Annotated in this window: 20 protein-coding genes and 1 riboswitch; of the genes, 17 read left to right on the top strand and 3 right to left on the bottom strand. The window is 59.2% G+C overall.

The genetic code is table 11. The features are described 5' to 3' along the window. Positions 1-2: 2 nt before the first annotated feature. Positions 3-200: a sulfur carrier protein ThiS gene (thiS, locus tag FPY71_RS05595; RefSeq protein ID WP_149298372.1), complete on the bottom strand. Its 198-nt coding sequence runs from the start codon at positions 198-200 to the stop codon at positions 3-5. Next, positions 197-1162 (bottom strand): FAD-dependent oxidoreductase, encoded by a 966-nt coding sequence (locus FPY71_RS05590; RefSeq protein WP_149298370.1) that lies wholly within the window; start codon positions 1160-1162, stop codon positions 197-199. The genes thiS and FPY71_RS05590 overlap by 4 nt, the downstream gene beginning before the upstream one ends. Positions 1163-1278: 116 nt before the next feature. Beyond that, positions 1279-1398: riboswitch (TPP riboswitch) on the bottom strand. A 168-nt stretch (positions 1399-1566) separates the two neighbouring features. Between FPY71_RS05590 and FPY71_RS05585 the strand changes: the two genes are divergently transcribed. From FPY71_RS05585 to FPY71_RS05505, 17 genes are all read left to right on the top strand, one after another. Beyond that, positions 1567-2823: a sarcosine oxidase subunit beta family protein gene (locus tag FPY71_RS05585; RefSeq protein ID WP_149298733.1), complete on the top strand. Its 1257-nt coding sequence runs from the start codon at positions 1567-1569 to the stop codon at positions 2821-2823. Between the two features lie 17 nt (positions 2824-2840). Beyond that, a complete protein-coding gene (locus tag FPY71_RS05580) occupies positions 2841-3182 on the top strand; it encodes a sarcosine oxidase subunit delta (RefSeq protein ID WP_149298368.1) in 342 nt (113 codons plus the stop codon). After that, positions 3179-6151 carry a sarcosine oxidase subunit alpha family protein gene (locus tag FPY71_RS05575; protein WP_149298366.1) on the top strand — a complete coding sequence of 991 codons (2973 nt, stop codon included), beginning with the start codon at positions 3179-3181 and terminating at the stop codon, positions 6149-6151. Before FPY71_RS05580 ends, FPY71_RS05575 begins: the two co-directional genes overlap by 4 nt. After that, a complete protein-coding gene (locus tag FPY71_RS05570; RefSeq protein WP_149298364.1) occupies positions 6144-6713 on the top strand; it encodes a sarcosine oxidase subunit gamma in 570 nt (189 codons plus the stop codon). Before FPY71_RS05575 ends, FPY71_RS05570 begins: the two co-directional genes overlap by 8 nt. 34 nt (positions 6714-6747) lie before the next feature. Next, positions 6748-8118, top strand: a complete 1371-nt coding sequence (locus tag FPY71_RS05565) for an L-serine ammonia-lyase (RefSeq protein ID WP_149298362.1) — start codon at positions 6748-6750, stop codon at positions 8116-8118. A gap of 171 nt (positions 8119-8289) precedes the next feature. After that, positions 8290-9885 (top strand): nickel ABC transporter substrate-binding protein, encoded by a 1596-nt coding sequence (nikA, locus tag FPY71_RS05560; protein WP_188052237.1) that lies wholly within the window; start codon positions 8290-8292, stop codon positions 9883-9885. Between the two features lie 2 nt (positions 9886-9887). After that, positions 9888-10832: a nickel ABC transporter permease subunit NikB gene (gene nikB / locus FPY71_RS05555; protein WP_149298358.1), complete on the top strand. Its 945-nt coding sequence runs from the start codon at positions 9888-9890 to the stop codon at positions 10830-10832. Then, on the top strand, positions 10829-11698 hold the full coding sequence (gene nikC / locus FPY71_RS05550) for a nickel ABC transporter permease subunit NikC (protein WP_149298356.1): 870 nt from the start codon (positions 10829-10831) through the stop codon (positions 11696-11698). The genes nikB and nikC overlap by 4 nt, the downstream gene beginning before the upstream one ends. Continuing rightward, positions 11695-12483 (top strand): ATP-binding cassette domain-containing protein, encoded by a 789-nt coding sequence (locus tag FPY71_RS05545; protein ID WP_149298355.1) that lies wholly within the window; start codon positions 11695-11697, stop codon positions 12481-12483. The genes nikC and FPY71_RS05545 overlap by 4 nt, the downstream gene beginning before the upstream one ends. Further along, positions 12471-13238 (top strand): ATP-binding cassette domain-containing protein, encoded by a 768-nt coding sequence (locus FPY71_RS05540; protein WP_425457857.1) that lies wholly within the window; start codon positions 12471-12473, stop codon positions 13236-13238. The genes FPY71_RS05545 and FPY71_RS05540 overlap by 13 nt, the downstream gene beginning before the upstream one ends. A gap of 212 nt (positions 13239-13450) precedes the next feature. Beyond that, entirely contained in the window at positions 13451-14731 is a 1281-nt protein-coding gene (locus tag FPY71_RS05535) for an aromatic ring-hydroxylating oxygenase subunit alpha (RefSeq protein ID WP_149298353.1), read from the top strand. Between the two features lie 19 nt (positions 14732-14750). Continuing rightward, positions 14751-15851, top strand: coding sequence for an FAD-binding oxidoreductase (locus tag FPY71_RS05530; protein WP_149298351.1), 1101 nt, complete (start codon positions 14751-14753; stop codon positions 15849-15851). A 4-nt stretch (positions 15852-15855) separates the two neighbouring features. Next, on the top strand, positions 15856-16854 hold the full coding sequence (locus FPY71_RS05525; protein ID WP_149298349.1) for a GlxA family transcriptional regulator: 999 nt from the start codon (positions 15856-15858) through the stop codon (positions 16852-16854). After that, positions 16851-18893, top strand: a complete 2043-nt coding sequence (locus FPY71_RS05520; protein ID WP_149298347.1) for an NADH:flavin oxidoreductase — start codon at positions 16851-16853, stop codon at positions 18891-18893. The genes FPY71_RS05525 and FPY71_RS05520 overlap by 4 nt, the downstream gene beginning before the upstream one ends. Positions 18894-18918: 25 nt before the next feature. After that, entirely contained in the window at positions 18919-20748 is a 1830-nt protein-coding gene (locus FPY71_RS05515) for a DUF3483 domain-containing protein (protein ID WP_149298345.1), read from the top strand. Next, on the top strand, positions 20745-21806 hold the full coding sequence (locus FPY71_RS05510) for an electron transfer flavoprotein subunit alpha/FixB family protein (protein WP_149298343.1): 1062 nt from the start codon (positions 20745-20747) through the stop codon (positions 21804-21806). The genes FPY71_RS05515 and FPY71_RS05510 overlap by 4 nt, the downstream gene beginning before the upstream one ends. Then, positions 21803-22546 (top strand): adenine nucleotide alpha hydrolase family protein, encoded by a 744-nt coding sequence (locus FPY71_RS05505; RefSeq protein WP_149298341.1) that lies wholly within the window; start codon positions 21803-21805, stop codon positions 22544-22546. The genes FPY71_RS05510 and FPY71_RS05505 overlap by 4 nt, the downstream gene beginning before the upstream one ends. Here FPY71_RS05505 and betA read toward each other — a convergent pair. Beyond that, the gene (gene betA, locus FPY71_RS05500; protein ID WP_149298339.1) at positions 22543-24204 is read right to left on the bottom strand and encodes a choline dehydrogenase; all 1662 of its coding nucleotides are present in this window, start codon (positions 24202-24204) and stop codon (positions 22543-22545) included. The genes FPY71_RS05505 and betA overlap by 4 nt on opposite strands. Positions 24205-24233 lie beyond the last annotated feature (29 nt).

Raw genomic sequence — 24233 nt, 5'->3', positions numbered from 1 at the left:
CTTCAGCCTCCCTGCATGGGGGCCAGAATTTCCACGCTATCCCCTTCCGTCAGCCTCGCCGCTTCTCGCTGCAACCGCGGCACAAACACGCGATTCAATGCCGTAGCCACCCGATTTTCGTCGTAGCCCAGCTCGCTGACCAGCGCCGCAAGATCCGGCGCATTGCTTTGCGCGCTATCGCCATTGATTTGAAGTTTCATACAACCTCTCTTTCTGCCAACGCATATGCGGCAGCTTGTTCACTGCAATCGGGCGCCAGCAGAAACCCATGCCGATACATGCCCGTCAGGCTTATTGTTCGTCCATTGCGGATGATGCGCGGAAGATTGTCAGCAAAGGCCGGTCGGATGCCTGCGCCCAGCTCAAGAACTTCCGCTTCTGCGAAGGCCGGATGCAAAGAGTAAGCCGCATTCATCAATTCCACAGCAGAACGCAATGTGACCGGGCCGCAATTGGCGCTTTCCACCATTGTGGCGCCAACCATGAAGCGGTCTTCACCATGCGGCACAACATAAAGCGGCCAACGCGGATGCAGCAGCCGGATCGGTCTTTGCAGTGTGATATCGCGACAGCGCACTATCAACATTTCCCCGCGAACGCAGCGAAGACCTGGCGCCTCTGCCTCAACCCCGCGGCAGTCAATCACCGCCTCGGCGGACAGACTGGCGGGCGTGATCACGTCCTGCCCAAAAGCCGTGCGGCCACCCAATTGCACAAAACGCGCCAGCAATTCACCCAGCGCAGCACGTGGCTGCAAATGCGCCTCTTCCGGAAAAAACAAAGCTTGCGAAAATCGACCCGCCAGATCTGGCTCAAGGTCGCTCAATTCCGGCCGCTCCAGCGTCTGGTGATTGCTGGTGTTGCGGCTCAGCCGCTTAAGCTCCACCAGGCCGGGCGTCGGGTCCACAACCAAAGTGCCGTTGCGCTTCAAGGTGCTGGTGTGTGCGGCCCACCAGTCAATGCCGGCAAGGCCGGGTCGGACAATACAATCGTCGGCCGTTTCCGCCTCGCAAAAAGGTGCCAGCATGCCGCCGGCCAGCCATGAGGCCGCACCCTGCCCCAATCGCTCCTGCCGTTCATAAAGCGTAACCGGCACGCCCGCCTCTGCCAGCCTTACGGCCGTGCAAAGTCCGGCAACGCCAGCCCCCAGAACAGCAATCATATCGCATCTCCGCGTTGTGGAGACCCAGACACTGGCCAGTGAGTGAATAAAGCCAGACCTGCAATGTGCCCCGCCACCATTGGGAAATGGTTTGGCAAAAGCGACATGGCAGATGAAAGTGCGGCTCACTCCATCCCTACGCCAGTGTCAACTGGATCAGGTTCTTAGGGTCGCCGCGCGCCTTGTGTGGCAATCGGCCTCTCAGTTCCTTACCCGGAACTCCCCTTGGACACCTGCCAAGCTAGTCATTGGCCCTGATATGTCAAGCGAAGAGCATACGCGCTGGCGGCAATGTCGGAAATTTTCTCATGTCGCTTTTATACAAGTCGTGCGCCGTTTTTATTATCGCAACAATTGAGTGCGCGATGCCATGGTAGCAATGTTCGGATTGGACCTGAAAAATGATGCAAAAATTCTCCGGCTTTCAGATCATTGCCAAGACGCTGGGTGGAAACAAAGGGTGGAAAGCGCAATGGCGCGACGCCGCTCCGCGCGCCAGCTATGACGCAATCATCATTGGTGGAGGCGGCCACGGCCTTGCCGCCGCCTATTATCTGGCAAGCGAACACGGAATCAGCAATGTTGCCGTGCTGGAAAAGGGCTGGATCGGCGGCGGCAATACCGGCCGCAACACCACCATCATCCGTTCCAATTATCTGTTCGAGGAATCGGCAGCGCTTTACAACCACGCGCTCAATCTGTGGGAAGGCCTGTCGCAGGAACTGAATTACAACGTCATGTACTCACCGCGCGGTGTCATGATGCTTGCGCACAATATTCATGATGTGCAGGTGTTTCGCCGGCATGTGCATGCCAACCGGCTGGCTGGCGTGGACAATGAGTGGCTGACCGCGCAGCAATGCAAGGATTACTGCCCGCCACTGAACATAGATGCGGCCACGATGCGCTATCCGGTGCTGGGCGGGTCATTACAGCGACGGGGCGGAACGGCGCGGCACGACGCGGTTGCCTGGGGCTATGCACGGGCCGCATCCGCCCGTGGCGTGGACATTGTTCAGAACTGCGAGGTCAAGGCAATTTTGCGCGGGGCGGATGGTGCTGTTACCGGGGTGGAAACAACGCGCGGCACCATTCATTCCAGCCGCATTGGCGTTTCTGCCGCGGGCAATTCGTCCGTTGTGCTGGATATGGCCGGAGTCAGCATGCCGCTGGAAAGCTTTCCTCTGCAAGCGCTGGTTTCCGAGCCGGTCAAGCCGGACTTTCCATGCGTTGTCATGTCCAACACCATTCACGCCTATATCAGCCAGTCTGACAAGGGCGAAATGGTCATAGGTGCGGGCACAGACTCTTACACCTCCTACACCCAGCGCGGAGGCCTGCACATTGCCACCCACACGCTGGACGCGATTTGCGAGTTGTTTCCGCAATATCGCCGGCTGCGCATGCTGCGCAACTGGGGCGGCATTGTTGATGTTACGCCGGACCGATCGCCCATTATAGCCAAAACTCCGGTGCGCGGCCTGTATGTCAATTGCGGCTGGGGAACCGGCGGCTTCAAGGCCACACCGGGTGCCGGAAATCTTCTTGCCTATACGATGGCGCGTGACACGCCGCACCCTATCAATGCCCCATTCACCATTGAACGTTTTCGCGATGGCACGCTGATTGACGAAGCTGCCGCTGCAGCCGTTGCGCACTAACCAGTACAGGCAAACCCATGCTGCTGATTGACTGCCCCTATTGTGGACCAAGGTCGGAACTGGAATTTCGCCATGCGGGCGAGGCCCATGTTGTGCGGGCGCACACACCGTCTGAAGTGAGCCTGGATGATTGGGGTTCGTATCTGTACAACCGCAGCAACAAGCGCGGCATGCACGCTGAGCGCTGGCGGCATATTCATGGATGCGGGCGTTTCCTCAATGCGTTGCGCGACACTCAAACCGACTTCATAACTGCGACATACAAAGTCGGAGAGCCCAGACCGGTTGCCGTTGAAGCAGCTTCGTTTCAACGCAAGGAGAATGCGACGAAGCGTTCCGGGCCGGAGGGCGGCCAATGAGCGGTTTTCGCAATGAGGCTGGCGGCAGGATCGATAGAAACAAGCCGGTCAGTTTCACGTTTGACGGCAAAACCTATCGCGGCTTTCAGGGCGACACGCTGGCTTCCGCGTTGATTGCCAACGGAGTGCATCTGGTCGGGCGATCGTTCAAATACCATCGTCCTCGCGGCATTTTAACCGCAGGCAGCGAAGAGCCTAACGCCCTTATTGGTGTGGATCGGGGGCCAGGTCGCTATACGCCAAACCTGCGCGCGACGCAGATTGAGGTTTATGACGGGCTGAAGTGCGAAAGCCAGAACCGCTGGCCATCGCTGGACTGGGATGTTGGTGAAGTCAACAATGCCATAGGGCGTTTTCTGTCGGCCGGCTTTTACTACAAAACCTTCATGTGGCCGAAAAAAGCATGGGAAAAGCTGTATGAGCCGCTGATCCGCCGCGCAGCAGGGCTTGGGCACGTGCCCACCGGGGCGGACCCGGACCGCTACACGCAGCACTATGCACATTGCGACGTGCTGATTGTGGGCGCTGGTCCTGCCGGTCTTGCCGCGGCCCTTGCTGCAAGTGAAAACGGCAAAAGGGTTATCCTTTGCGATGAACAGTCAGAACCCGGCGGGTCGCTGCTGTATGAGGACACAGCGACAATAGACGGTGTACCAGCAGCAGAATGGTTGCAGCAGACGCTGGCCGAGCTGGCAAAACGGCCCGGCCTGACCATTCTGCCCCGCACAACGGCATTCGGCTTCTACCCTCACAATTTTCTGGGCCTGGTTGAGCGTGTAACGGACCACCTTGCTGCCCCTGCAGCAAGCCTGCCACGAGAAAGAGTGTGGCAGGTGCGGGCTGGACGGGTGATTTTTGCCACCGGCAGCATAGAGCGGCCATTGGCTTTCCCGGAGAATGACAGGCCGGGTGTCATGATGGCGGAAGCTGCAAGACAGTATCTGCACCGCTATGCCGCCAGACCCGGAGAATCCGCTACGATTTTTACCGCTAATGACAGTGCCTATCGCGCTGCGCTGGACCTGCTGGCGGCCGGGGTGGAAATCAAGGCCATTGCAGATCTGCGCCCGAACCCGACAGGCCCCTGGGCGGACAAAGCGCGAGCGGTGGGAATTCCGGTCTATGGCGAAACCGCGGTTATCGGCACACGTGGCCGGTTGCGGCTCGGCAGTGTCATTCTCGGCCGGGTTGGCTGGCGAAGCGGGGAAACTGTGCCCTGCGACACGCTGTTGATGTCCGGTGGGTTTACGCCCAGCGTTTCGCTGTTTTCCCAATCTCGCGGCAAGCTGCGCTGGGACACGGCGTTGCAAGCCTATATCCCGGCTGCCTCAGCGGAAAATGAGTGTTCTGCCGGTGCATGCCGGGGCGTTTTCGACCTTGCAGCAGTTTTGGCAGATGGTTGGGAAGCGGGCCAATCCGGCGCTTCGCGCAATTTCATCACTGATGCCGTTTCCGTTGGCCAGAGCGGTTTTGTCGGCGCTACCCCACATCGTCGAAAGCCTCATGCGCTGAAGGCCTTTGTCGACTTCCAGAATGATGTGACAACCAAGGACATCAAACTGGCAACGCAGGAAGGTTTCCACTCGATTGAACATGTGAAACGCTACACAACGTCTGGAATGGCAACGGATCAGGGGCGGCTTTCCAATATCAACACGCTGGCGCTTGTTGCCGATACGCTGGAAAAGTCTGTGCCGGAAGTCGGGCTGACGAGTTTCCGCCCGCCCTATACGCCAACGAGTTTTGGTGCGTTTGCCGGCGTCGCGCGGGGCGAGTTGTTTGATCCGGTGCGTCGTACGCCCATTCATGAATGGGCAGCAGCGCACGGTGCGGCGTTTGAAGATGTGGGCCTTTGGAAACGCGCACATTATTTTCCGCAGGCAGGTGAGGATATGCACGCCGCAGTGGCGCGTGAATGCCGCACCGTACGCGACCGCGCGGGCATTTTCGACGCCTCGACCCTTGGCAAGATTGAAGTTGCCGGACCCGATGCCGCGGAATTCATGAACCGCATGTACACCAACCCGTTTCAAAAACTGGCGGTTGGGCAATTGCGCTATGGTGTGATGTTGCGAGAAGACGGGTTTGTGCTGGATGACGGTGTGGTTGCCCGTCTGGCCGAAGACCGGTTTCACGTAACCACCACCACAGGCGGTGCTCCGCGCGTTCTGCACATGATGGAAGATTACCTGCAGACCGAGTGGCCGGATTTGAACGTCTGGCTGACGTCCATCACCGAAGAATGGGCCACCATAGCTGTGCAAGGCCCAAGGGCGCGCGACATTCTGGCGCCGCTGGTCGAAGGCACGGATATTTCGCGCGATGCCATGCCGCATATGACATGGCGCGATGGCAAGGTAGCGGGCATTCCCGCCCGCATCTGGCGAGTATCCTTCACCGGTGAGCTTGGCTTCGAGGTGAACGTGCCTTCCGGCTATGGGCGCACCATATGGGAAGCCATCCTTGCTTCAGGTCAGCCGCATGGCTTGACGCCGTATGGCACGGAAACCATGCATGTGCTGCGTGCCGAAAAAGGCTACATCATCGTGGGGCAGGAAACCGATGGAACTGCCGTGCCGGACGATGTGAACCTTGGCTGGGCGGTTGCCCGCAAGAAGCATGATTTCGTCGGTATGCGATCATTGCAGCGTGCTGCACTACAAGCGCCGGACCGCAAGCAGCTTGTCGGCCTGTTGACCGATGAACCGCAAACCGTTCTGGAGGAAGGCGCGCAGCTTGTTGCTCATGCGGATGAGCGCACCGCAGCTTCAACGATACCGGCATTGGGCCATGTGACTTCGGCCTATTATTCCGCAACGCTGGGCCGCTCCATTGCTTTGGCTCTGGTGCAGGGCGGGCGTGGACGTCTGGGCCAGAAGCTGGATGTGCCAATGCCGGATGGCCGCATAGCGGTCAGCGTGGTTGACCCGATTTTCTATGACAAAGACAATGAGCGCCTCAATGGCTGAGCCAAGATATGAAAATCCGCTTGATATGTTGGCAGCTTCCAGCAGGCCGTCGGAAGCCGTGCAGTTGCGGCTTGTTCAGGCGCGCAGCCGCCTGAGCTTTCGCACGCGGGATGATGCGGCCATTGCTGCGGCTGACGATATTACAGGCACGCCCCTGCCCCGACTGGCGTGCCGGTTTTCGGAAAATGATGACCGGCGCGCTTTGTGGCTGGGACCGGACGAGTGGCTGCTGACCGCGCCGCTGGCGCAAGGCCCGGATCTGCATGAAAAACTGGTCAAGGCCTTGAAGCCGTTTGCGCATTCGCTGGTCGATGTCAGCCACCGGTCGGTTTCGTTCAGTGTCAGCGGTCCAATGGCGGCGCGCATCATCAATTCCGGTTGCCCGCTCGATCTTGGCAATACAGCATTTCCAATTGGCGGCTGCACGCGCACGGTGCTGGCCAAAACCGAAATTCTGCTGTTACGCTCGGGCGAAGAACACTATCATATAGATGTATGGCGCTCTTTCGCGCCTTATGCATGGAACTACCTGGAAGAAGCGCGCCGAGAATATATCGGGTAATCCGCAAGCTGGGATTGGGAGAGGATTTCGGCTGATGGTTTCGCTGTTTGAACTGTTCAAAGTGGGCATAGGCCCATCCTCATCGCACACGGTGGGGCCCATGCGTGCCGCTTCCAGTTTCGTGCGCGATCTGGCAGGCCAGCCAGATTATGCCGACGTCGCGCGCATAGACGCCACGCTTTACGGCTCGCTGGCATGGACCGGACGCGGCCATGGCACGGCAGAGGCGGTTATTCTGGGCCTGTGTGGAAAATCGCCTGAAAGCATAGAGCCGGATCAGGTGGCAGAGGTTGTGGCAGCCGTGCGAGCCTTGCGCCGCCTGCGCCTGCCGCAAGGGCGCGGCGTGCATTTCACCGAAGCTGACAACCTGATTTTCGATTTTGTAGCAGAGGCTCCGGTTCACCCCAACACTCTGAGCTTTGCCGCTTTCGACGGCGACGGGCGGGTGATACTGGAACAGCGCTGGTGCTCTGTCGGCGGTGGATTTGTTGTGCCGGAAGCGGAAGTCGGTCTGGACACCGTTGAGACGGTCAACGTGCCGTTTGATTTTTCCAGCGGCCGCACTTTGCTGGATATTGGCCGCAGAACAGGCTTGTCGATAGCCGAAATTGTCCGTGCCAATGAGCACGCTTTGCGCACGCCAGAACAAGTGACCGAGCATCTTGATCGGGTGATCAGGGTGATGATGAGCTGTGTGGATCGGGGGCTGGTGGCAGAGGGTGAATTGCCCGGCGGCCTGTTTGTAAAACGCCGGGCAAAAGCGCTGAAAGGCAAACTGGAAGCAGACCATTTGCGCAATGCGCGCCACCCGCATGAAATCATGGACTGGGTGAGCCTCTACGCCATTGCTGTTAATGAGGAAAATGCGGCCGGCGGCAGGGTTGTGACTGCGCCGACCAATGGTGCTGCGGGTGTGGTGCCGGCGGTGTTGAGTTACTATCAGAACCATTGCACCAGCGCATCACGCGTTGGCATGGAGAACTTTCTGCTGGCGGCCACGGCGATTGGTGGCCTGTTCAAGAAAAACGCTTCCATATCCGGCGCCGAGGTTGGCTGTCAGGGCGAGGTCGGTGTGGCCTGTTCCATGGCGGCAGCCGGCTTGGCTGCTGCTTTGGGCGCCAGCAATGAGCAGGTGGAAAATGCCGCCGAAATTGGCATGGAGCATCATCTTGGCATGACGTGCGATCCGATTGGCGGGCTGGTTCAGGTGCCGTGTATAGAACGCAACGCTTTTGGCGCGGTGGCCGCCGTACAGGCTGCATCATTGGCAATGCGCGGTGATGGCCAGCATATTGTTTCTCTGGACAAGGTCATTGCCACCATGCGCGAAACCGGCCGCGACATGGCAACCAAATACAAGGAAACCTCGCAAGGCGGGCTGGCGGTCAACCATCCCGAATGCTGAGGTTTCGATGACGCTGATTACGCTGTGAATGGCAAACGATAAGGGCACCAGTCAGGGTCACGTTCGGCCGGGAAATTCTATTTGAACGGACAGTTCCGCCAACTTCAGCTAACCACGAATAGCACTTTGCACCTTGACGAATGTGACAGATGATGATCCTGTATGGTTATCATACTTGTACAATTTGTCAGGCGCTTTATGTTGGTGTGGCGGTTTGCTTCTACGGCTTTGTCTTTATTCCTGCTCACTGGCCCGGTTGTCTCTCAGGAAGCCATTCGATTTTCGTGGCCGGTGAATGCCGGGCCGTTGAACCCCCATCTTTACAGCCCCAACCAGATGTTTGCGCAGGGAATGGTTTACGAACCTCTGGTGCGCTATCAACCTGATGGAAAGATTGTGCCCTGGCTGGCGCAGGCCTGGGACGTATCGCCAGATGGCCGGGTCTATATCTTTCAATTGCGGCTGGATGTGCGTTTTTCCAATGGCGAGGTTTTTAACGCGGCGGCGGCCGCTGCCAATTTCAATGCTGTTCTGGCCAATCGGCAACAGCACGCCTGGCTGGAGCTAGCCAACCAGATTCTGTCTGCTGACGCTATTGGTGATTACACCCTGCAACTGACGTTGAAAGAGCCATATTACCCCTTGTTGCAAGAGCTTGCCTTGCTGCGCCCTTTCCGTTTTGCAGCGCCATCACAGTTCATCAATGAGGGCACAAAAGAAGGAATTCTTGCGCCAGTCGGCACAGGGCCCTGGATTTTTGCACAAGCGCGGCCATTTGAGTTTGACCTGTTTGTCCGCAATGACACCTATTGGGGCGCCAAGCCGGATTACCCATCCGTCGAAATCAAGATCATTCCGGACGCGAACACTCGAACCGTCGCATTTGAAACAGGCGAAATCGATCTGATCTACGGCGTGGATGGCCAGATTTCGCCCGATACGTTCGAGCGTTTTCGCAACTCCGGCACAGCAACAGCAGAGCTTTCCGAGCCTATGGAAACGCACATGCTGGCGCTGAATACAGGCCATGGCCCGACGGCCGATCTGGCAGTGCGCCGGGCTATCAACCACGCGGTCAACAAGGACCTGATGGTGAGCCACCTGTTTCACGGCACACAAAGCCGCGCGGACACACTGTTTGCGGCCAATGTTCCCTATGCAGATATCGGTCTGGCACCCTATGCTTATGACCCGGAGAAATCCGTTGAGCTGCTGGAAGATGCCGGATGGATGACCGATACCGACGGCGTGACACGCAGCCGAAACGGCGAACCGCTCATCATTGATCTCTGCTTCATCGGCAATGACGCAAATGCCAGGGCCATGGCCGAAGTTGTCCAGGCGGAGCTGGCCAAAATCGGCATCAGCGCAGTGCTTGTGGGGGAAGAGGAAAGCAGCATCAACGCCCGCCAGGTTGACGGACGGTTTGGCATGATCTTCAACCGGACATGGGGCGCGCCGTATGATCCGCATGCATTCGTCAGCTCAATGCGGGTTCCCTCACACGCAGATTACCAGGCGCAGCTTGGCCTGACAGACAAAGCCGAGATTGACGCACGCATTGGCGAGGTGCTGCTTTCAACTGATGAGGCTGCCCGGCAGGACCTTTATACGCAGATTCTGACTCGCCTGCACGAAGAAGCCGTCTACCTGCCGCTGACTTATGCGCGGGCAATTGTCGTGGCAAAGCCAGAGTTGGGTGACGTGCCCTTTGGTGCAATTTCCAGCGAGATTCCCTTCGACAAGCTGATACGACAGAACGACTGACCATGGCGGGCTTTGTTCTCCGCCGTCTGGCTCTGATCCCGCTGATGCTGCTGGTGGCCTCTCTGGCAATATTCCTGCTGCTTCGACTTGGACCTTCCGACCCGGCAATGGACTATTTACGCCTTTCCCGCGTGCCGCCTACGCCGCAGGCGCTGGAACAGGCACGGCAATTTCTGGGGCTCGACCAACCGCTCGTCACGCAATATCTGGATTGGCTGTACAACGCATTGCAGCTTGATTTCGGCGTTTCCTATGTCACGCAACGCCCGGTCCTGCCGGATATTCTGTATTACCTGCCCGCAACCTTGCAACTGGCGGGGCTGGCGCTGGTCCTGACACTTGGCCTGTCCATACCCATGGGCATGCTGGCGGCGCGGCACCGGGGCAAATATCCGGACAGGCTTGTTGGTTTCATTGCCTTTGCCGGAGTTTCCATGCCCAATTTCTGGCTTGGCTTTCTTCTCGTCGCCCTGTTCTCGGTACATCTGGGCTGGCTACCACCCATGGGAAAAGGCGGTATTGCCCATTTCATCATGCCGGCTATTGCGATTTCCTGCATGTCCATCGCCATCAATGCGCGGCTGTTGCGTGCCAGCATGCTGGAAGTGGCAAGCCAGCGGCACGTCACTTACGCGCGGCTGCGCGGCCTGCCCGAGAGCCGGGTGGAGAAAGCCCATATTCTGCGCAATGCGCTTTTGCCGATTATCACGGCCACCGGCATGCATATTGGTGAACTGATCGGCGGCACCCTGATCATCGAAACAGTGTTTGGCTGGCCGGGTGTCGGCCGCTTTGCTGTTTCGGCAATTTTCAACCGGGACTATCCGGTCATCCAGTGCTTCACCCTGGTCATGGTCGCGATTTTCGTTCTCTGCAATCTGGTGGTTGACGTGTTCTACGCATGGGCCGACCCGCGCATACGCCTTTCTGCCAAAGGTGTGGAATGAGCGATCTGGTGTTGAACCGCCCCCGGCACGGCGCAAGGAAACAGCAAAGCGCAAGATGGCCGGAGCGCATGGCTTTAGCCATCATCGGTCTGTTGGCGCTGACCGCCCTGTTCGGTAGCTGGCTGACCCCCTATTCCCCTCAGGCGATCGACCTTGCCAACCGCTTGCAGCCGCCAGACAGCGCGAACTGGCTGGGCACTGATCATCTGGGCCGCGACATCCTCTCCCGGTTGATAGAAGGCGCAGGCATTTCACTGGGCGCAGTTGCGATAACCCTTTCGCTCATTGTAACGCTCGGCATTGTCATTGGCGGTTCTGCCGGCTTTATCGGCGGCCGGTACGATCAGATTGTCATGCGCATCACCGATATTTTCCTGACATTTCCAACTCTGGTTCTGGCGCTGTTTCTCATTGCCATTCTTGGCACCGGCCTGATCAATGTCATCATCGCCATCACCCTGTCGCACTGGGCATGGTACGCCAGAATCGTGCGCGGCATCGTCCTGTCGCTCAGACACAGAGAGTTTGTGCTGGCCGCCCGCATGGCCGGTGCCGGCCGTGTCAGAATCTTTGTCGATCATTTGCTGCCCGCCACATTGTCCCAACTTGTTGTTCTGGCCACGTTGGACATTGGCCACATCATGCTGCACATCTCTGCCCTTTCCTTCATCGGACTGGGCGTCGCGCCCCCTGCTGCCGAATGGGGCGTGATGATGTCTGATGCGCGGCAGTTTGTCTGGACACAACCGCTAATGATTTTCTGGCCCGGCCTGGCGCTTTTCATCAGCGTCATGGCGTTCAATCGGTTGGGCGATGCAATGCGCGATCGCCTGGACCCGGCCTTGATGTCGGAACATCAAATATGACTGCAGGTGCTCTTTCCTTCTGCAACATCAGCGTTACCACCACGCATGGTCAAAAGCCGCAAAGGTTGGTGGATGATGTTTCGCTGGTGCTGAACCGGGGCGAGGTTCTTGCGCTGGTGGGTGAAAGTGGCTCCGGCAAATCACTGACCTGTGCAGCAGGGCTCGGCACCCTGCCACCCGGTACACTGATGAGCAGCGGCAGCATGCGCCTTGGCAGTGAAGTTCTGCCCCCGGAGCAACTGCGCGGCAGGCTGGTGGCCAGCATCATGCAAAATCCACGCAGCGCATTTAACCCGGTGCGCACTATGCAGGCCCATGCATTTGAAACATTGCGGGCGATGAATGTGCCGAAATCGCAATGGCCGGAGTGCCTTGCTGCTGCCATGCAGAGCGCAGGGCTTGATGCTTCGGAAAGCACGCTCAAACTGCATCCGTTTGAAATGAGCGGCGGCATGCTGCAAAGAATGATGATTGCCTTGGCACTTCTGGGCAACGCGCCGTTTCTGATAGCCGATGAGCCGACCACCGACCTTGATCTGGTGCTGCAGCGCGACATTCTGAATTTGCTGGACAGGATGCGCACAGATTACGGTCTGGGCCTTTTGCTGATTACACATGATCTGGCCGTGGTCGCCCGGCTGGCAGACCGTGTTGCCATTATGGACAAAGGGAAGATTGTCGAAACCGGCAGCACGCACGATATATTCTGCCAACCATTCCACCCGGTCACCCGGCGGCTGCTGAGGGCGCATCTAACGCTCTACGGTCTGGAGTGCGCATTTTGAACGTTCTTGCCGCCGACCAGCTCCGCAAAGCATACCACACAGGCAAGCCAGTGCTTGACGCCGCCAGCCTGACCATTGCCAGCGGGGAATCCGTGGCGCTGCTGGGCCGCAGCGGCAGTGGCAAAAGCACTATGGCGCGTCTGCTCAGCGGGCTCGAAAAGCCAGTCGCAGGAAGCGTTCTGTTTAACGGCAAGTCGCTGTCGCACTTCAGCAAGCCGGATTGGCGCCAGTTTCGCCAAGCCGTGCAAATGGTGTTTCAGGATCCTCAAAGCGCGGTTAACCCGCGTCACTTGGTCAAGGACATCATCAGCGAGCCTCTGCGGCATTTGTGCGCCATGCCGCACAAGGACCAGATGTCGCGGGTGGATGAGCTGTTGCATGGTGTGGGACTGGATGCTTGCGACGCCGAAAAGCTACCGCATCAATTGAGCGGTGGGCAGTTGCAGCGGGTCTGCATAGCCCGCGCTCTGGCTCCGCAACCGCGCCTGATCATACTGGATGAGGCCACCTCCAACCTTGATCTGAAGCACCAGCTCCAGATATTTGAATTGTTTGGTCATTTTCAGAAAGGCCTTGGCGTCTCCTTCCTGCTGATAACCCATGATCTGAGGCTGGTTAACCGCTTCTGCCAACGACTTGTTGTGCTGCATAATGGTGCTGTCGTGGAAGAAGCCCCCACCGGCCCATCTCTGCACCTGAAATCTGCAGAGGGCCGCGCTTTGCAGGATGCGGTGTTGCCGCCGCTGCCAGCCTAAATTGAGGCGTGTCGCGAAAGCGCCAGATTTCGTCGCTTGTAGTAAAGTATCACAATAAGAATAGCTCCAGACTGGCTGCGAGCATTTCTTGTTGAGACAGGGTCGTTTCGACGGCTGAACAATGCGACACGACACAGATTGACAGCCTTTCAGATGAACTTTCAATCAGCTGAAGCGCTTTAAAATGTACGGGCTTTGCGGAGATAACGCCCATGCTGGACCGCTCTGAATCTTCTCTGGCATCACTGTTGGCACGCCGCATTCCGGGCTACACGCTGGAAGCGCCGTTTTATACCAGTCCGGAAATTTTTGCCGCCGACATGGAGGCAATTTTCGAGCAGCACTGGATTTACGTCGGCGTTGAACCCGACGTGCCCGAACCCGGCGATGTCGTGACGGTGGACATTGGCCGCAACTCCATTCTGATTGTGCGCGACGACGATATGGGTGTGCGCGCCTACCACAATGTCTGCCGGCACCGTGGCGCAAGGCTGGTGCTGGAAGAAAAGACCACAGTGGGCAATCTGGTCTGCCGCTACCATTCATGGACTTACAATCTGGAAGGCGATCTGATCCACGCCGAGCATATGGGCGAAAATTTCGACCGTTCGTGCCATGGGCTGAAATCAGTTCACATCCGCTCGCTGGAAGGATTGCTGTTCATCTGTCTGGCCGAAGAGCCGCCGGAAGACTTTGACGGCATGGCAGCGGTGATGGCGCCTTACATTGCCCCGCACAATATTCGCGAGACGAAAATTGCCTATCAGCATGACCTGATAGAGCCGGGCAATTGGAAGCTGACCATGGAAAACAACCGCGAATGCTACCATTGCGGGGCCAACCACCCGGAATTGACCGTGCCGCTGTTTGCCTATGGCTTTGGCTTTGCGCCTGAAGAGCTGGACGATCTGGAACGGGAGCAGGCGGAGCGCTATGCCTGCCTGGTCACCGCTGAGCACACCGACTGGGAGCGTATGGGCATTCCCTCGCGCTGCCAGGAACATCTGGACGATATGGTTACCGGCTATCGCGCGGAAAGATTGCCGCTGGATGGCGCGGGAGAAAGCCACACGCTTGACACCAGGGCCGCCAGCAAAAAGCGGCTGGGCAGCCTGCCCAGCGACAAGATGGGCGCCCTGCACTTCTGGACCCAGCCCAATAGCTGGCACCATTTCATGGGCGACCATGTGGTCACATTTTCGGTCATTCCGCTGGATGCCAACCACTCGCTGCTGCGCACGAAATGGCTGGTGCACAAGGACGCCGTCGAGGGTGTGGATTACGATCTGGAAAATCTGATCGGCGTGTGGATGGCCACCAACCAGCAGGATTCCGATCTGGTGGGCTATTGCCAGAAAGGCGCGACATCGCCCGCTTACCAGCCCGGCCCCTACTCTCCGCACACCGAAATGCTGGTTGATAAATTTTGCAACTGGTACATCAAACGCATGCTCGCCTGGCACGGGCCAACGCGCGTCACGGCCAAAGCCTGAAAGGTCAAGGGTGAGCGCAATGGACCCACAACCAGCTTCTTCGCCCACGGGTTTTTACGAGTGGAACCCGAACGAAGATGACGTGCTGATCTGCAGGGCGGTGCGTGAAGAGACGCCCGATGTGAAAACCTTTGTTTTTGCCCCGCGCAAAGGACGGCATTTCACCTATCAACCGGGACAGTTTCTGACGTTCGAGTTCGAAATATCCGGTGAAACCATCTACCGCTGCTACACGATTTCTTCAACCCCGACACGACCTGACACGGTTTCCATCACGGTCAAGCGGGTGGCAGGCGGCCCGGTTTCCAACTGGCTGCACGACCAGTTTCGCCCCGGCATGATGCTGCGAGCCACCGGGCCAATGGGAGATTTCAGCTGGACGGTGAAACCAACCCAGCCGAAATATCTGCTGATTTCAGGTGGCAGCGGCATTACGCCGATGATGTCGATGACGCGCAGTGCATTTGATCTGGCAGAAATACGCGACACGCTGTTTGTGCATGCGGCGCGCTCTCCGGCCGATCTGATTTTTCGCGATGAACTGGATTTCATGGCCCGGCGCAACCGCTCCATACGCGTCGGCTATATCTGCGAGGGTGACAGCCCGCATGAGGCCTGGTCTGGTTTGCGCGGACGCCTGACACATGGCGCCTTAACAGCTCTTGCGCCGGATTTCATGGACAGGGTGGTGTTTGTCTGTGGGCCCGCGCCGTTTATGGCGGCGGTGCATGCGGTACTGGCTGCAGCCGGATTTGATATGAGCCGCTATTTTCAGGAAAGCTTCCGGTTTGAGGATCTTTCGCCTGCCGAACAGGAAGCAGTGGAAGAGGCAGCGGACGAGCTTTCCACCGATATCACCACCTACCGGATCGAGTTTGCCAAAACCCGGCGCGTTGTGGACTGCCCGGAAAACATCACCATTCTGGACGCCGCCCGCCGCGCGGGCATTCGCCTGCCCTCTTCCTGCACGAAAGGGCTGTGCGGCACCTGCAAATCCCGCAAGGTTTCCGGTGATGTTGAAATGTCCCATCAGGGTGGCATAAGGCAACGCGAGGTTGATCAGGGAATGATCCTGATCTGCTGTTCACGGCCGCGATCAGACGTTGTTATAGACAGGTGATGTCATGACAGCCAAAACCGACCTTTCTGCCATGGTGCGTTTCGGCTTTCTGACCATGCCGAATTACTCGATGATTGCCGCCACAGCAGCAATTGAAGCCTGCCGCATGGCCAATTACATTGCCGACCGCGCAATTTATCAATGGCAGGTTGTCACTCTGTCCGGCGAACCGGCCGTTGCATCCAACGGGTTGTGGATGGGTGAAACTCACGCCCTTGCGGATATGGAGCGGCCAGACGTTGTTTTCGTCTGCGGCGGCGTCAGTATCCGGCAGGCAACCGGGCTGCGGCTTCTGGAAGAGCTGCGCCGCCTTGCCCGCCGCGACATAGCGCTAGGCTCACTCTGCACCGGTTCCTATGCACTGGCGCAGGCAGGTCTGCTGGATGGTTATCGGTGCGCCATCCACTGGGAAAGCCTGCCGGCAATATCTGAAGAATTTCCCGATATCAGCTTTGTTGACGATATTTTCGTTGTCGATCGCGACCGGCTGACCTGCACCGGTGGCAATGCGCCAACCTATCTGATGGCGCGGCTGATAGAAGCGCGACTTGGCAGCGAGGTGACACGCGGTATCAGCGAGCAGTTCATATTGGAACGTCTGCGGGGCGGTGCGGAGTCGCAACGCCCGTTTGCCAAGGGGCAGGAACGCCTGCACCCGGCATTGCAGGAAGCGGCGCGCCTGATGAAACGCACTCTGAATGCACCGCTGGCCATAACGGCCATAGCTCAGAGAGTGGGCCTCTCTTCGCGCCAGCTTGAGCGGCTGTTCCAGCAGCATGCGCGCGTCAGCCCGGCGGAATACTACATGGCCCTGAGGCTGGCGCATGCCCGGCTGCTGCTGCGGCAATCCAGCATGAAGGTCACTGCCGTTGGCATGGCTTGTGGCTTTGTATCCTCAGCGCATTTTTCCTCTTCCTATCGCCGCCATTACGGCTATGCGCCGCGCGCCGAACGCCAGCCACATGACTACAGGCCGTCAGAAGCGCTTGAGGGTGTGTCATGATTGCCAATGCACAATCCCTGTTGCGGCCATTGACCATCAAGGGTCTGACCATCCGCAACCGCATCATGTCCACCAGCCATGCGCCCGGCTACGGCAAGGATGGCAAGCCGCAAGAGCGTTATCAGCTCTATCATGAAGAAAAAGCCCGTGGCGGCATCGGACTGACCATGTTTGGCGGTTCATCGTCGGTGGCGTTGGACAGTCCGGCCACACCGTGGGCGCAGATATCCGTGGCGGATGACAGCGTCGTACCGTTTTTTCAGGAGTTTTCAGACCGCATTCACAGCCATGGCGCCAAGCTGATGATCCAGCTGACGCATATGGGCCGGCGCACCCGTTCAGACACGGACAACTGGTTGCCCACCATTTCGGCGTCAGTGCGGCGCGAGCCGGCCTCTCGCTCCACGCCCAAGGCCATGGAAAAAGAAGACATTGCCCGCGTTGTCAAGGATTTTGCCGATGCGGCCGTACGAGCCAGAGCTGGCGGGCTGGATGGCTGCGAAATTTCTGCGGCGCACGGCCATCTGGTGGACCAGTTCTGGAGTCCGGCCAGCAACGAGCGCGCGGATGAATATGGCGGCAGCCTTGAAAACCGCATGCGGTTCGGCATTGAGGTGCTGGAGGCCATGCGCGCTGCTGCGGGTGATGACTACATCATCGGCATTCGCATGTCGGGCGACGAGCTGGTGGCAGATGGACTTTCGCAAACCGACCTGATGACAATTGCCACGGAATATTCGCGGCGCGGACTGGTGGATTTTCTCAACATCATGGGCGGACAGGCACGCGACCATATTGCCCATGCGGTTTCGCTGCCGAATATGAGCTTTCCCGTCGCGCCGTTTCTGTATCTGCCAAGCGCCATCAAGCGCGAGGTGGACGTGCCAGTGTTTCACGCCCAACGCGTGACCGATCTGGCCACTGCCGCGCGGGCCGTGGCAGAAGGCCATGTTGATATGGTGGCCATGACACGGGCGCATATTGCCGATCCGCATCTGGTCAACAAGCTGCAGGACGGGCGCGAAGATGACATTCGCCAGTGCGTTGGTGCGGGCTATTGCATAGACCGAATTTACACCGGCGGCGATGCGCTTTGCATTCAGAACGCCGCCACCGGGCGCGAGGCAACAATGCCACATGTGATTGTTCCCGGGCCAGTGGCACGCAAGGCGGTGGTGGTGGGCGGTGGTCCGGCCGGGCTGGAGGCGGCGCGGGTTCTGGCCTTGCGGGGCCATAGGGTTGTGCTGTTTGAAAAGCAGAAAGCCACCGGCGGGCAGATTTCCATTGCGGCCAAGGCGGGCTGGCGGGAGGCATTGACCGGCATTTCCCGCTGGCTGAACGCGCAGGTTGTCAAACTGGGCGTGGACATGCGGCTGGGACAGGAAGCAACAACGGAACTGGTGTTGTCGGAGCAGCCCGATATTGTGGTGATTGCCACCGGCGGCAGGCCCGGTCTTGGCCATGCAAAGGGCGCTCAGGATCATGCCATTTCAACATGGGATGTTTTGAGCGGCAAGGTAACCCCCACCGGCTCTGTGCTGCTTTATGACGAACAGGGAACGCACAATGCGGCTTCAACCGCCGAGCATATGGCCAAATCCGGTTGCCTGGTGGAAATTGCCACTCATGACCGGATGATAGGCGAGGAAATTGGCACGACAAACCAGCCGATCCACCTGCGAGACCTGTATCGGCTGGGCGTTGTCATGTCGCCCAATATGGAGCTGGTTGAAATCTATCCTGAAGGCAACCGGCTGGTTGCCGCCTTGCGCAACACATACACCGATGTTGAGGAAGAGCGGGTGGTTGACCGCGTGGTGGTGGACTACGGCACGCTGCCGCTGGATGCATTGTATTTCGAGCTGAAAGACCGGTCGGCCAATCATGGCCAGACAGACCAGCATGCTTTGCTGCTGGGTCAGCCGCAGCCTTTGCCCCAGGCTGGCGGCTATGCACTCTACCGGCTGGGAGATGCCGTGGCAGGGCGCAACATCCATGCGGCAATTTTTGACGCATTGCGCCTGTGCAAGGATTTGTAACCATGGTGCAGCGCGGAGGAACAGCATGATCCTGCCGCTGGCCATACTGGTTGCCGCCATGGTCGGGCTGGCACTGTTCCGATTGGGAGAGCGGGCTGCGCTTTGGCGACAGGGCCGCGCGTCTGCGGTCAACTGGCGATCCGGCCTGATGGCTTTGCCCCGGCGCTATCTGGTGGATGTGCATGCCATTGTCCAGCGCGATCAACGTGCTGCCCGCATGCATGCGCTGGCGGCTGGCGGACTGGTTGCGGCATCCATTCTGTCACTGGGTGGCTTCCTGCCGTTTCTGGCGCACTCCACGCTTTACGCATGGCTTACCGGCGGCGCATTTCTGGTTATGCTGGCGGGCAGCCTTCTCGCCGCGGCACGCCGGGCGCTGCATCCTGCACGGCGGCTTCCTGGCGGGGCTTTCCGCTTTCTGCCGGCGCTTCTGTTCCTCTATTCTGCCGGTGGCGCCATGGCCGCCCTGCCCCTTGCGCCAGCACCGCAGGTTCTGGGCCTGACCATGGCCACGATTGGCGGGCTTGCACTGGCATGGCAGGCGGGCAATGGGCCGATGCGCCATGCTCTGGCTGGCGCTTTGCATCTGGCGGCACATCCTCGGCCCACGCGCTTTTCCGGTCATCTCGCCAGCAATCTGCTCCCAACAAATCTTGACGCGGAAAAGCTCGGGGTTGAAACCCCGGCGGACTTCAGCTGGAACCGGCTGCTTTCCTTTGACGCATGCGTGCAATGCGGGCGGTGCGAAAGCGCATGTCCTGCCTTTGCCGCTGGCCAGCCGCTCAGCCCCCGGCACCTCATCGCCGATCTGGCCCGCGCCATGGCGCATGACGAGAATGCGCCGATCATCGGCACGGATGCCGCCATTCATCCCGACACATTGTGGTCCTGCACCACCTGCCGCGCCTGCGTTGAAGAATGCCCGATGATGATTGAGCATGTGGACGCGGTGGTGGATCTTCGCCGGTTCCAAACCATGGAACTGGGTGCGCTGCCGGCAAAAGCTGAAACCGCGCTTGCCGCTCTGCGGCAGGCAGATGAACCGGGAGGGCGGCCACTGGCTTCGCGGCTGGACTTTGCCGCCGGGCTGGAACTGCCGCTGATGACCACCAAAGGCCGGGCAGATGTTCTGTTGTGGCTGGGTGAAGGCGCATACGACCTGCGCTATGGCCGCACATTGCGTGCGCTGGTGCGGCTTTTGCAGCATGCAAGGGTCGATTTTGCAGTGCTGGGGCCACAGGAGCGCGATTGCGGCGACATTGCCCGTCGCCTGGGTGACGAGGCTGGTTTTCAACGCCTCGCAGCTGCCAATATTGCAACTCTTGCGCAATATCAGTTCAACCGTATTGTCACCGCCGACCCGCACGCTCTGCATGTCTTGCGCAATGAATATCCAGCGCTGGGCGGCATTTATCAGGTAACCCATCACAGCCAGTTTCTGGAAGAGCTGGCAGCAGACGGGCGCATGACGGTGCAAAACCTGCCCGCACAAACCGCAACCTACCATGACCCATGCTATCTGGGCCGGTACAATGGCGAGGTTGCTGCCCCGCGCCAACTTCTGGCGCGGCTGGGGCTGGACGTCAGGGAAATGCCGCGACATGCCATGCGGTCGCGTTGCTGCGGCGGCGGCGGTGGCGCAGCGCTGAGCGACATTGCGGGCGAAAGGCGCATTCCCGATATTCGCATGAATGAGGCAAAAGCCACGGGTGCGACCCTTCTGGCCGTGGCTTGCCCGCAATGCACCGCCATGCTGGAAGGCGTTGTTGGTGAGCGCCCCGATGTCATGGACCTTGCAGAACTGGTTTTGCGCGCGGTGGAAACGCAACCGCTGAAAACGCCGGTGGCAGCATGAGCCGCCCGCGCAGGGACCCGCGTCTGGCGCGGGAAGCTATGCGGGTTGCCGGCGACGCACGCCCGCGTTTTGACCGCACATCGACCGCTGGATTCCAACCCGTTGAAACAGCAAAACGGCAGCAACTGGCAATCATTGTTGAGAATCCGGAATTCTGGGTGGTTGCCGTGGCAGACAGAGGCATCAGCGACCTGAACCCGGTTGACCGGCAGGTGCTGGGCGCGGCACGCGCTCTCGCTGGCAAATCGGGCGGAGTCGTTCTGATTGCCGAGAGGCCGGTTGACGGGGCGGGGGCCGCCGGGGCAGACCGCGTTTGCGTCTTGCCGCCTGACATACACCCGCAAGCCCGCGCTGAAAGCCTGATTGCGGCCATCAGAACCTTAGAGCCGCGCCATATCATTGTTGCGGAAACGCTTGACGGCGGCGACCTTGCCCGCCGCCTTGCCGTTGCGTTGAACCTGCCGTTTTTCGCCAATGCCGAGCAAGTCAGCGAGCGCGGGCTGGTACGCGGGCTGCCTGCTCAAAGAGTTGAACAAGTTGCACAGACGCCGCCCGCCATAATCACAATCGCGCCAGATATGGTGCCGCCCTATGCCGCAGACCAGCGTGAGGCGCGACCATTGCCCGCCCCGACTTCAACCTGCAGCGAATGGCAGGCAGAGATGCTGCCTCTGGACACCGGGCAATTGCCGTTGACGGAGGCAGATTTCGTAGCATCTGCCGGCAATGGCATTGTGGATTTTGACCTGTTTCGCCAGCTTGCCGCTGCCCTTAAGGCAACGCCCGGTGCCAGCCGCGTTGTCTGCGATGCCGGGCTCATGCCGCGTGAGGCGCAGGTGGGCGCATCCGGCACTGTGCTTGCAGCCGGGTGCTACCTTGCCCTTGGTATTGCTGGCGCTCCGCAGCATCTGCAAGGCATTGCGGATTGCCAGCACGTTATCGCAGTCAACACGGATCTGCATGCCGCCATGATAGCCCGGGCTGATCTGGCCATTGTCGGCGATGCACACCCCATCATGGTTGCGCTGCTGTCGCTGTTGGCGGAGGAAGATGCATGAAGGCGGTTGTTCTTCTGTCCGCCGCACGCCACCCGGAAACCGGCAACCCGCAACCACAGCAGGAAGAGTTGCAGGCCATTGCGCTGGCAAACGCGCTACAGGCTGAAACACTAGGCCTTTATGCTGGAAATGATCTTCAGGCGGTCGCGCCAGCACTGGGCCATGGGCTTACGCAGATTGAGCACCTGGCAATTCCGGACAGTCTGGATGTATTGCCTGCCCTGCAGGCCAGATTGAACGACATCAAGCCGGCGCTGGTTCTGGCGGGCGGGCGCAGTGGCCGTGATGCAACCGGCATGCTTCCCTATCTTCTGGCGCAAGCCATGGGTTGGCCGGTCCTGGCCAACATTGCTGCCATCAGCGTGGATGGTGATGCGTTTGTTCTGGATCAGGCGCTTGGCAAAGGCCAGCGCCGCCGCATACACCAGACGGGGCCGTTGCTGGTGACGGTGCATTCTTCTGCCCTGGCTGCAATGCCATTCGCATTTGCCCGCCAGCGCCGCGGCGTCATTTCTGAACTTGCGGCGGATGGACCAGATTGGCAGCAGGAGCTTGTCGAGCGGCCGTTGCGCCCCCGCCCCAGATTGATGCGCAATACCGCTCTGGGCGGCAGCGCGGCAGAGCGCTTGAAGGCCGCCACGGAAGCGGCAAGCGGTGATGGAGAACTGCTGATTGCCCCTGAGGCAGAACACGCTGCCAGGGCCATTCTGGCGCATTTGCGCAAGCTTGGCCTGGGTTAACGCTGCGCTGTCTGCCAGTTTTCGGGCCGGTGGTACTTCACCGGCACCGCTGGCAGCATGGGCCTGCCCAGAATATGGTCTGCCGCTTTCTCCGCCAGCATAATTGTCGGAGCATTCAAATTGCCGGTGGTAATTGCAGGCATAATCGATGAATCGACAACGCGCAGACCATCCACCCCGATCAGCCGCGTCTCTTCATCCACAACGCTCAACGCGTCATCCGCCTGCCCCATTCTGTTGCTGCAGGACGGGTGGAAGGCGCTTTCCACATGTTCACGCACAAAGGCGTCTATCTGCTCATCGCTCTGCACATCGGCACCAGGCTGAATCTCCCGTCCGCGATAGGGGTCAAATGCCGCTTGCGCAAAAATTTCCCGCGTCAGCCGCACACAGGCGCGCATTTCTTCCCAGTCTTCCGGGTGGCTCATATAGTTGAACTGCACCAGCGGCGCAGCCCTCGGGTCTGCTGATGCCAGCCGCACCTGCCCGCGCGACCTGGAGCGCATCGGGCCGACATGCGCCTGAAAACCATGCTCGGACGCCAGCCCCTTGCCATCATACGTCACCGCCAACGGCAGAAAGTGAAACTGAATATCGGCATATTCAACACCGGGACGCGAGCGGATAAAGCCGCCAGCCTCGAAATGATTGGTGGACCCGAGGCCGTTTTTCATCAACAGCCACTGCGCCCCGATGCGCCCCTTCGCCACCAGACTTTGCGCGGAGTACAGGGTCAGCGGCTGGGTGCAGGCAAGTTGAAAGTAAAACTCCAGATGGTCCTGCAAATTTGTCCCGACACCGGGTCGATCGGCAATGACGTCAATGCCATGGCCTTGCAGTTCTGCACCACCGCCAATGCCTGAAAGCTTCAGAAGCTTGGGCGAATTGATGGAACCGGCGGACAGAATAACCTCCCGGCTGGCGTGAACCACCTGCCGCTCACCATTCAGCAGAAACTCCACACCCGTGGCACGCCGCCCGTCAAAAACAATCCGCTCAACCAGCGCATGCAACTGCACGGTCAGATTGGCGCGTTCCATTGCCGGGTGCAGATAGGCATTTGCCGCAGACCAGCGCCGACCATTATGCACGGTCATGTCCAGTCGGCCGAAGCCTTCAAAATGTTCGCCATTGTAATCATCGGTGACATCATAACCCGCCTGCCGCCCGGCTTCGATGAAGGTTTGGTACAGCGGGTTTGTCAGTTCACCATAGCGCGTGTGCAATGCGCCTTCCGACCCGCGATAGTCGTCACCACCGCTCTGCCTGCTCTCTGCCTTGCGAAAATACGGCAGCACATCGGCATAGGACCAACCCCGCGCACCCAGCTTTTCCCAGCCATCGAAATCCTGCGGCGCGCCGCGCACATACACCATGCCATTGATGGACGAAGACCCGCCCAGCACCTTGCCGCGCGGCAGGTTCATGCGCCGATTGTTCAAATGGGGCTCCGGCAGGCTTTCATAACCCCAATTGTACTTTTTCATGTTCATGGGAATGGAAAGCGCGCTGGGCATCTGGATCAGCATGGACCGGTCAGAGCCGCCATATTCCAGCACAAGCACCCGGTTTGACTTGTCCTCGCTCAGGCGGGAAGCCAGCACCGAACCGGCCGAACCCGCACCAATAATGACATAATCAAACCGCTGTTCGTGCATGACATACCTTGGAGCAGTTCAGGTCACCT

The organism is Aureimonas fodinaquatilis (assembly GCF_008369445.1).
Lineage (GTDB): Bacteria > Pseudomonadota > Alphaproteobacteria > Rhizobiales > Rhizobiaceae > Aureimonas > Aureimonas fodinaquatilis.
Note: the sequence above shows the minus strand (reverse complement) of the source record. Positions and strands in the feature narration are given on the sequence as shown.

Coding starts and splice junctions, on each gene's coding strand:
- thiS (WP_149298372.1), bottom strand. CDS start 200: ATGAAACTTCAAATCAATGGCGATAGCGCGCAAAGCAATGCGCCGGAT.
- FPY71_RS05590 (WP_149298370.1), bottom strand. CDS start 1,162: ATGATTGCTGTTCTGGGGGCTGGCGTTGCCGGACTTTGCACGGCCGTA.
- FPY71_RS05585 (WP_149298733.1), top strand. CDS start 1,567: ATGCAAAAATTCTCCGGCTTTCAGATCATTGCCAAGACGCTGGGTGGA.
- FPY71_RS05580 (WP_149298368.1), top strand. CDS start 2,841: ATGCTGCTGATTGACTGCCCCTATTGTGGACCAAGGTCGGAACTGGAA.
- FPY71_RS05575 (WP_149298366.1), top strand. CDS start 3,179: ATGAGCGGTTTTCGCAATGAGGCTGGCGGCAGGATCGATAGAAACAAG.
- FPY71_RS05570 (WP_149298364.1), top strand. CDS start 6,144: ATGGCTGAGCCAAGATATGAAAATCCGCTTGATATGTTGGCAGCTTCC.
- FPY71_RS05565 (WP_149298362.1), top strand. CDS start 6,748: ATGGTTTCGCTGTTTGAACTGTTCAAAGTGGGCATAGGCCCATCCTCA.
- nikB (WP_149298358.1), top strand. CDS start 9,888: ATGGCGGGCTTTGTTCTCCGCCGTCTGGCTCTGATCCCGCTGATGCTG.
- nikC (WP_149298356.1), top strand. CDS start 10,829: ATGAGCGATCTGGTGTTGAACCGCCCCCGGCACGGCGCAAGGAAACAG.
- FPY71_RS05545 (WP_149298355.1), top strand. CDS start 11,695: ATGACTGCAGGTGCTCTTTCCTTCTGCAACATCAGCGTTACCACCACG.
- FPY71_RS05535 (WP_149298353.1), top strand. CDS start 13,451: ATGCTGGACCGCTCTGAATCTTCTCTGGCATCACTGTTGGCACGCCGC.
- FPY71_RS05530 (WP_149298351.1), top strand. CDS start 14,751: ATGGACCCACAACCAGCTTCTTCGCCCACGGGTTTTTACGAGTGGAAC.
- FPY71_RS05525 (WP_149298349.1), top strand. CDS start 15,856: ATGACAGCCAAAACCGACCTTTCTGCCATGGTGCGTTTCGGCTTTCTG.
- FPY71_RS05520 (WP_149298347.1), top strand. CDS start 16,851: ATGATTGCCAATGCACAATCCCTGTTGCGGCCATTGACCATCAAGGGT.
- FPY71_RS05515 (WP_149298345.1), top strand. CDS start 18,919: ATGATCCTGCCGCTGGCCATACTGGTTGCCGCCATGGTCGGGCTGGCA.
- FPY71_RS05510 (WP_149298343.1), top strand. CDS start 20,745: ATGAGCCGCCCGCGCAGGGACCCGCGTCTGGCGCGGGAAGCTATGCGG.
- FPY71_RS05505 (WP_149298341.1), top strand. CDS start 21,803: ATGAAGGCGGTTGTTCTTCTGTCCGCCGCACGCCACCCGGAAACCGGC.
- betA (WP_149298339.1), bottom strand. CDS start 24,204: ATGCACGAACAGCGGTTTGATTATGTCATTATTGGTGCGGGTTCGGCC.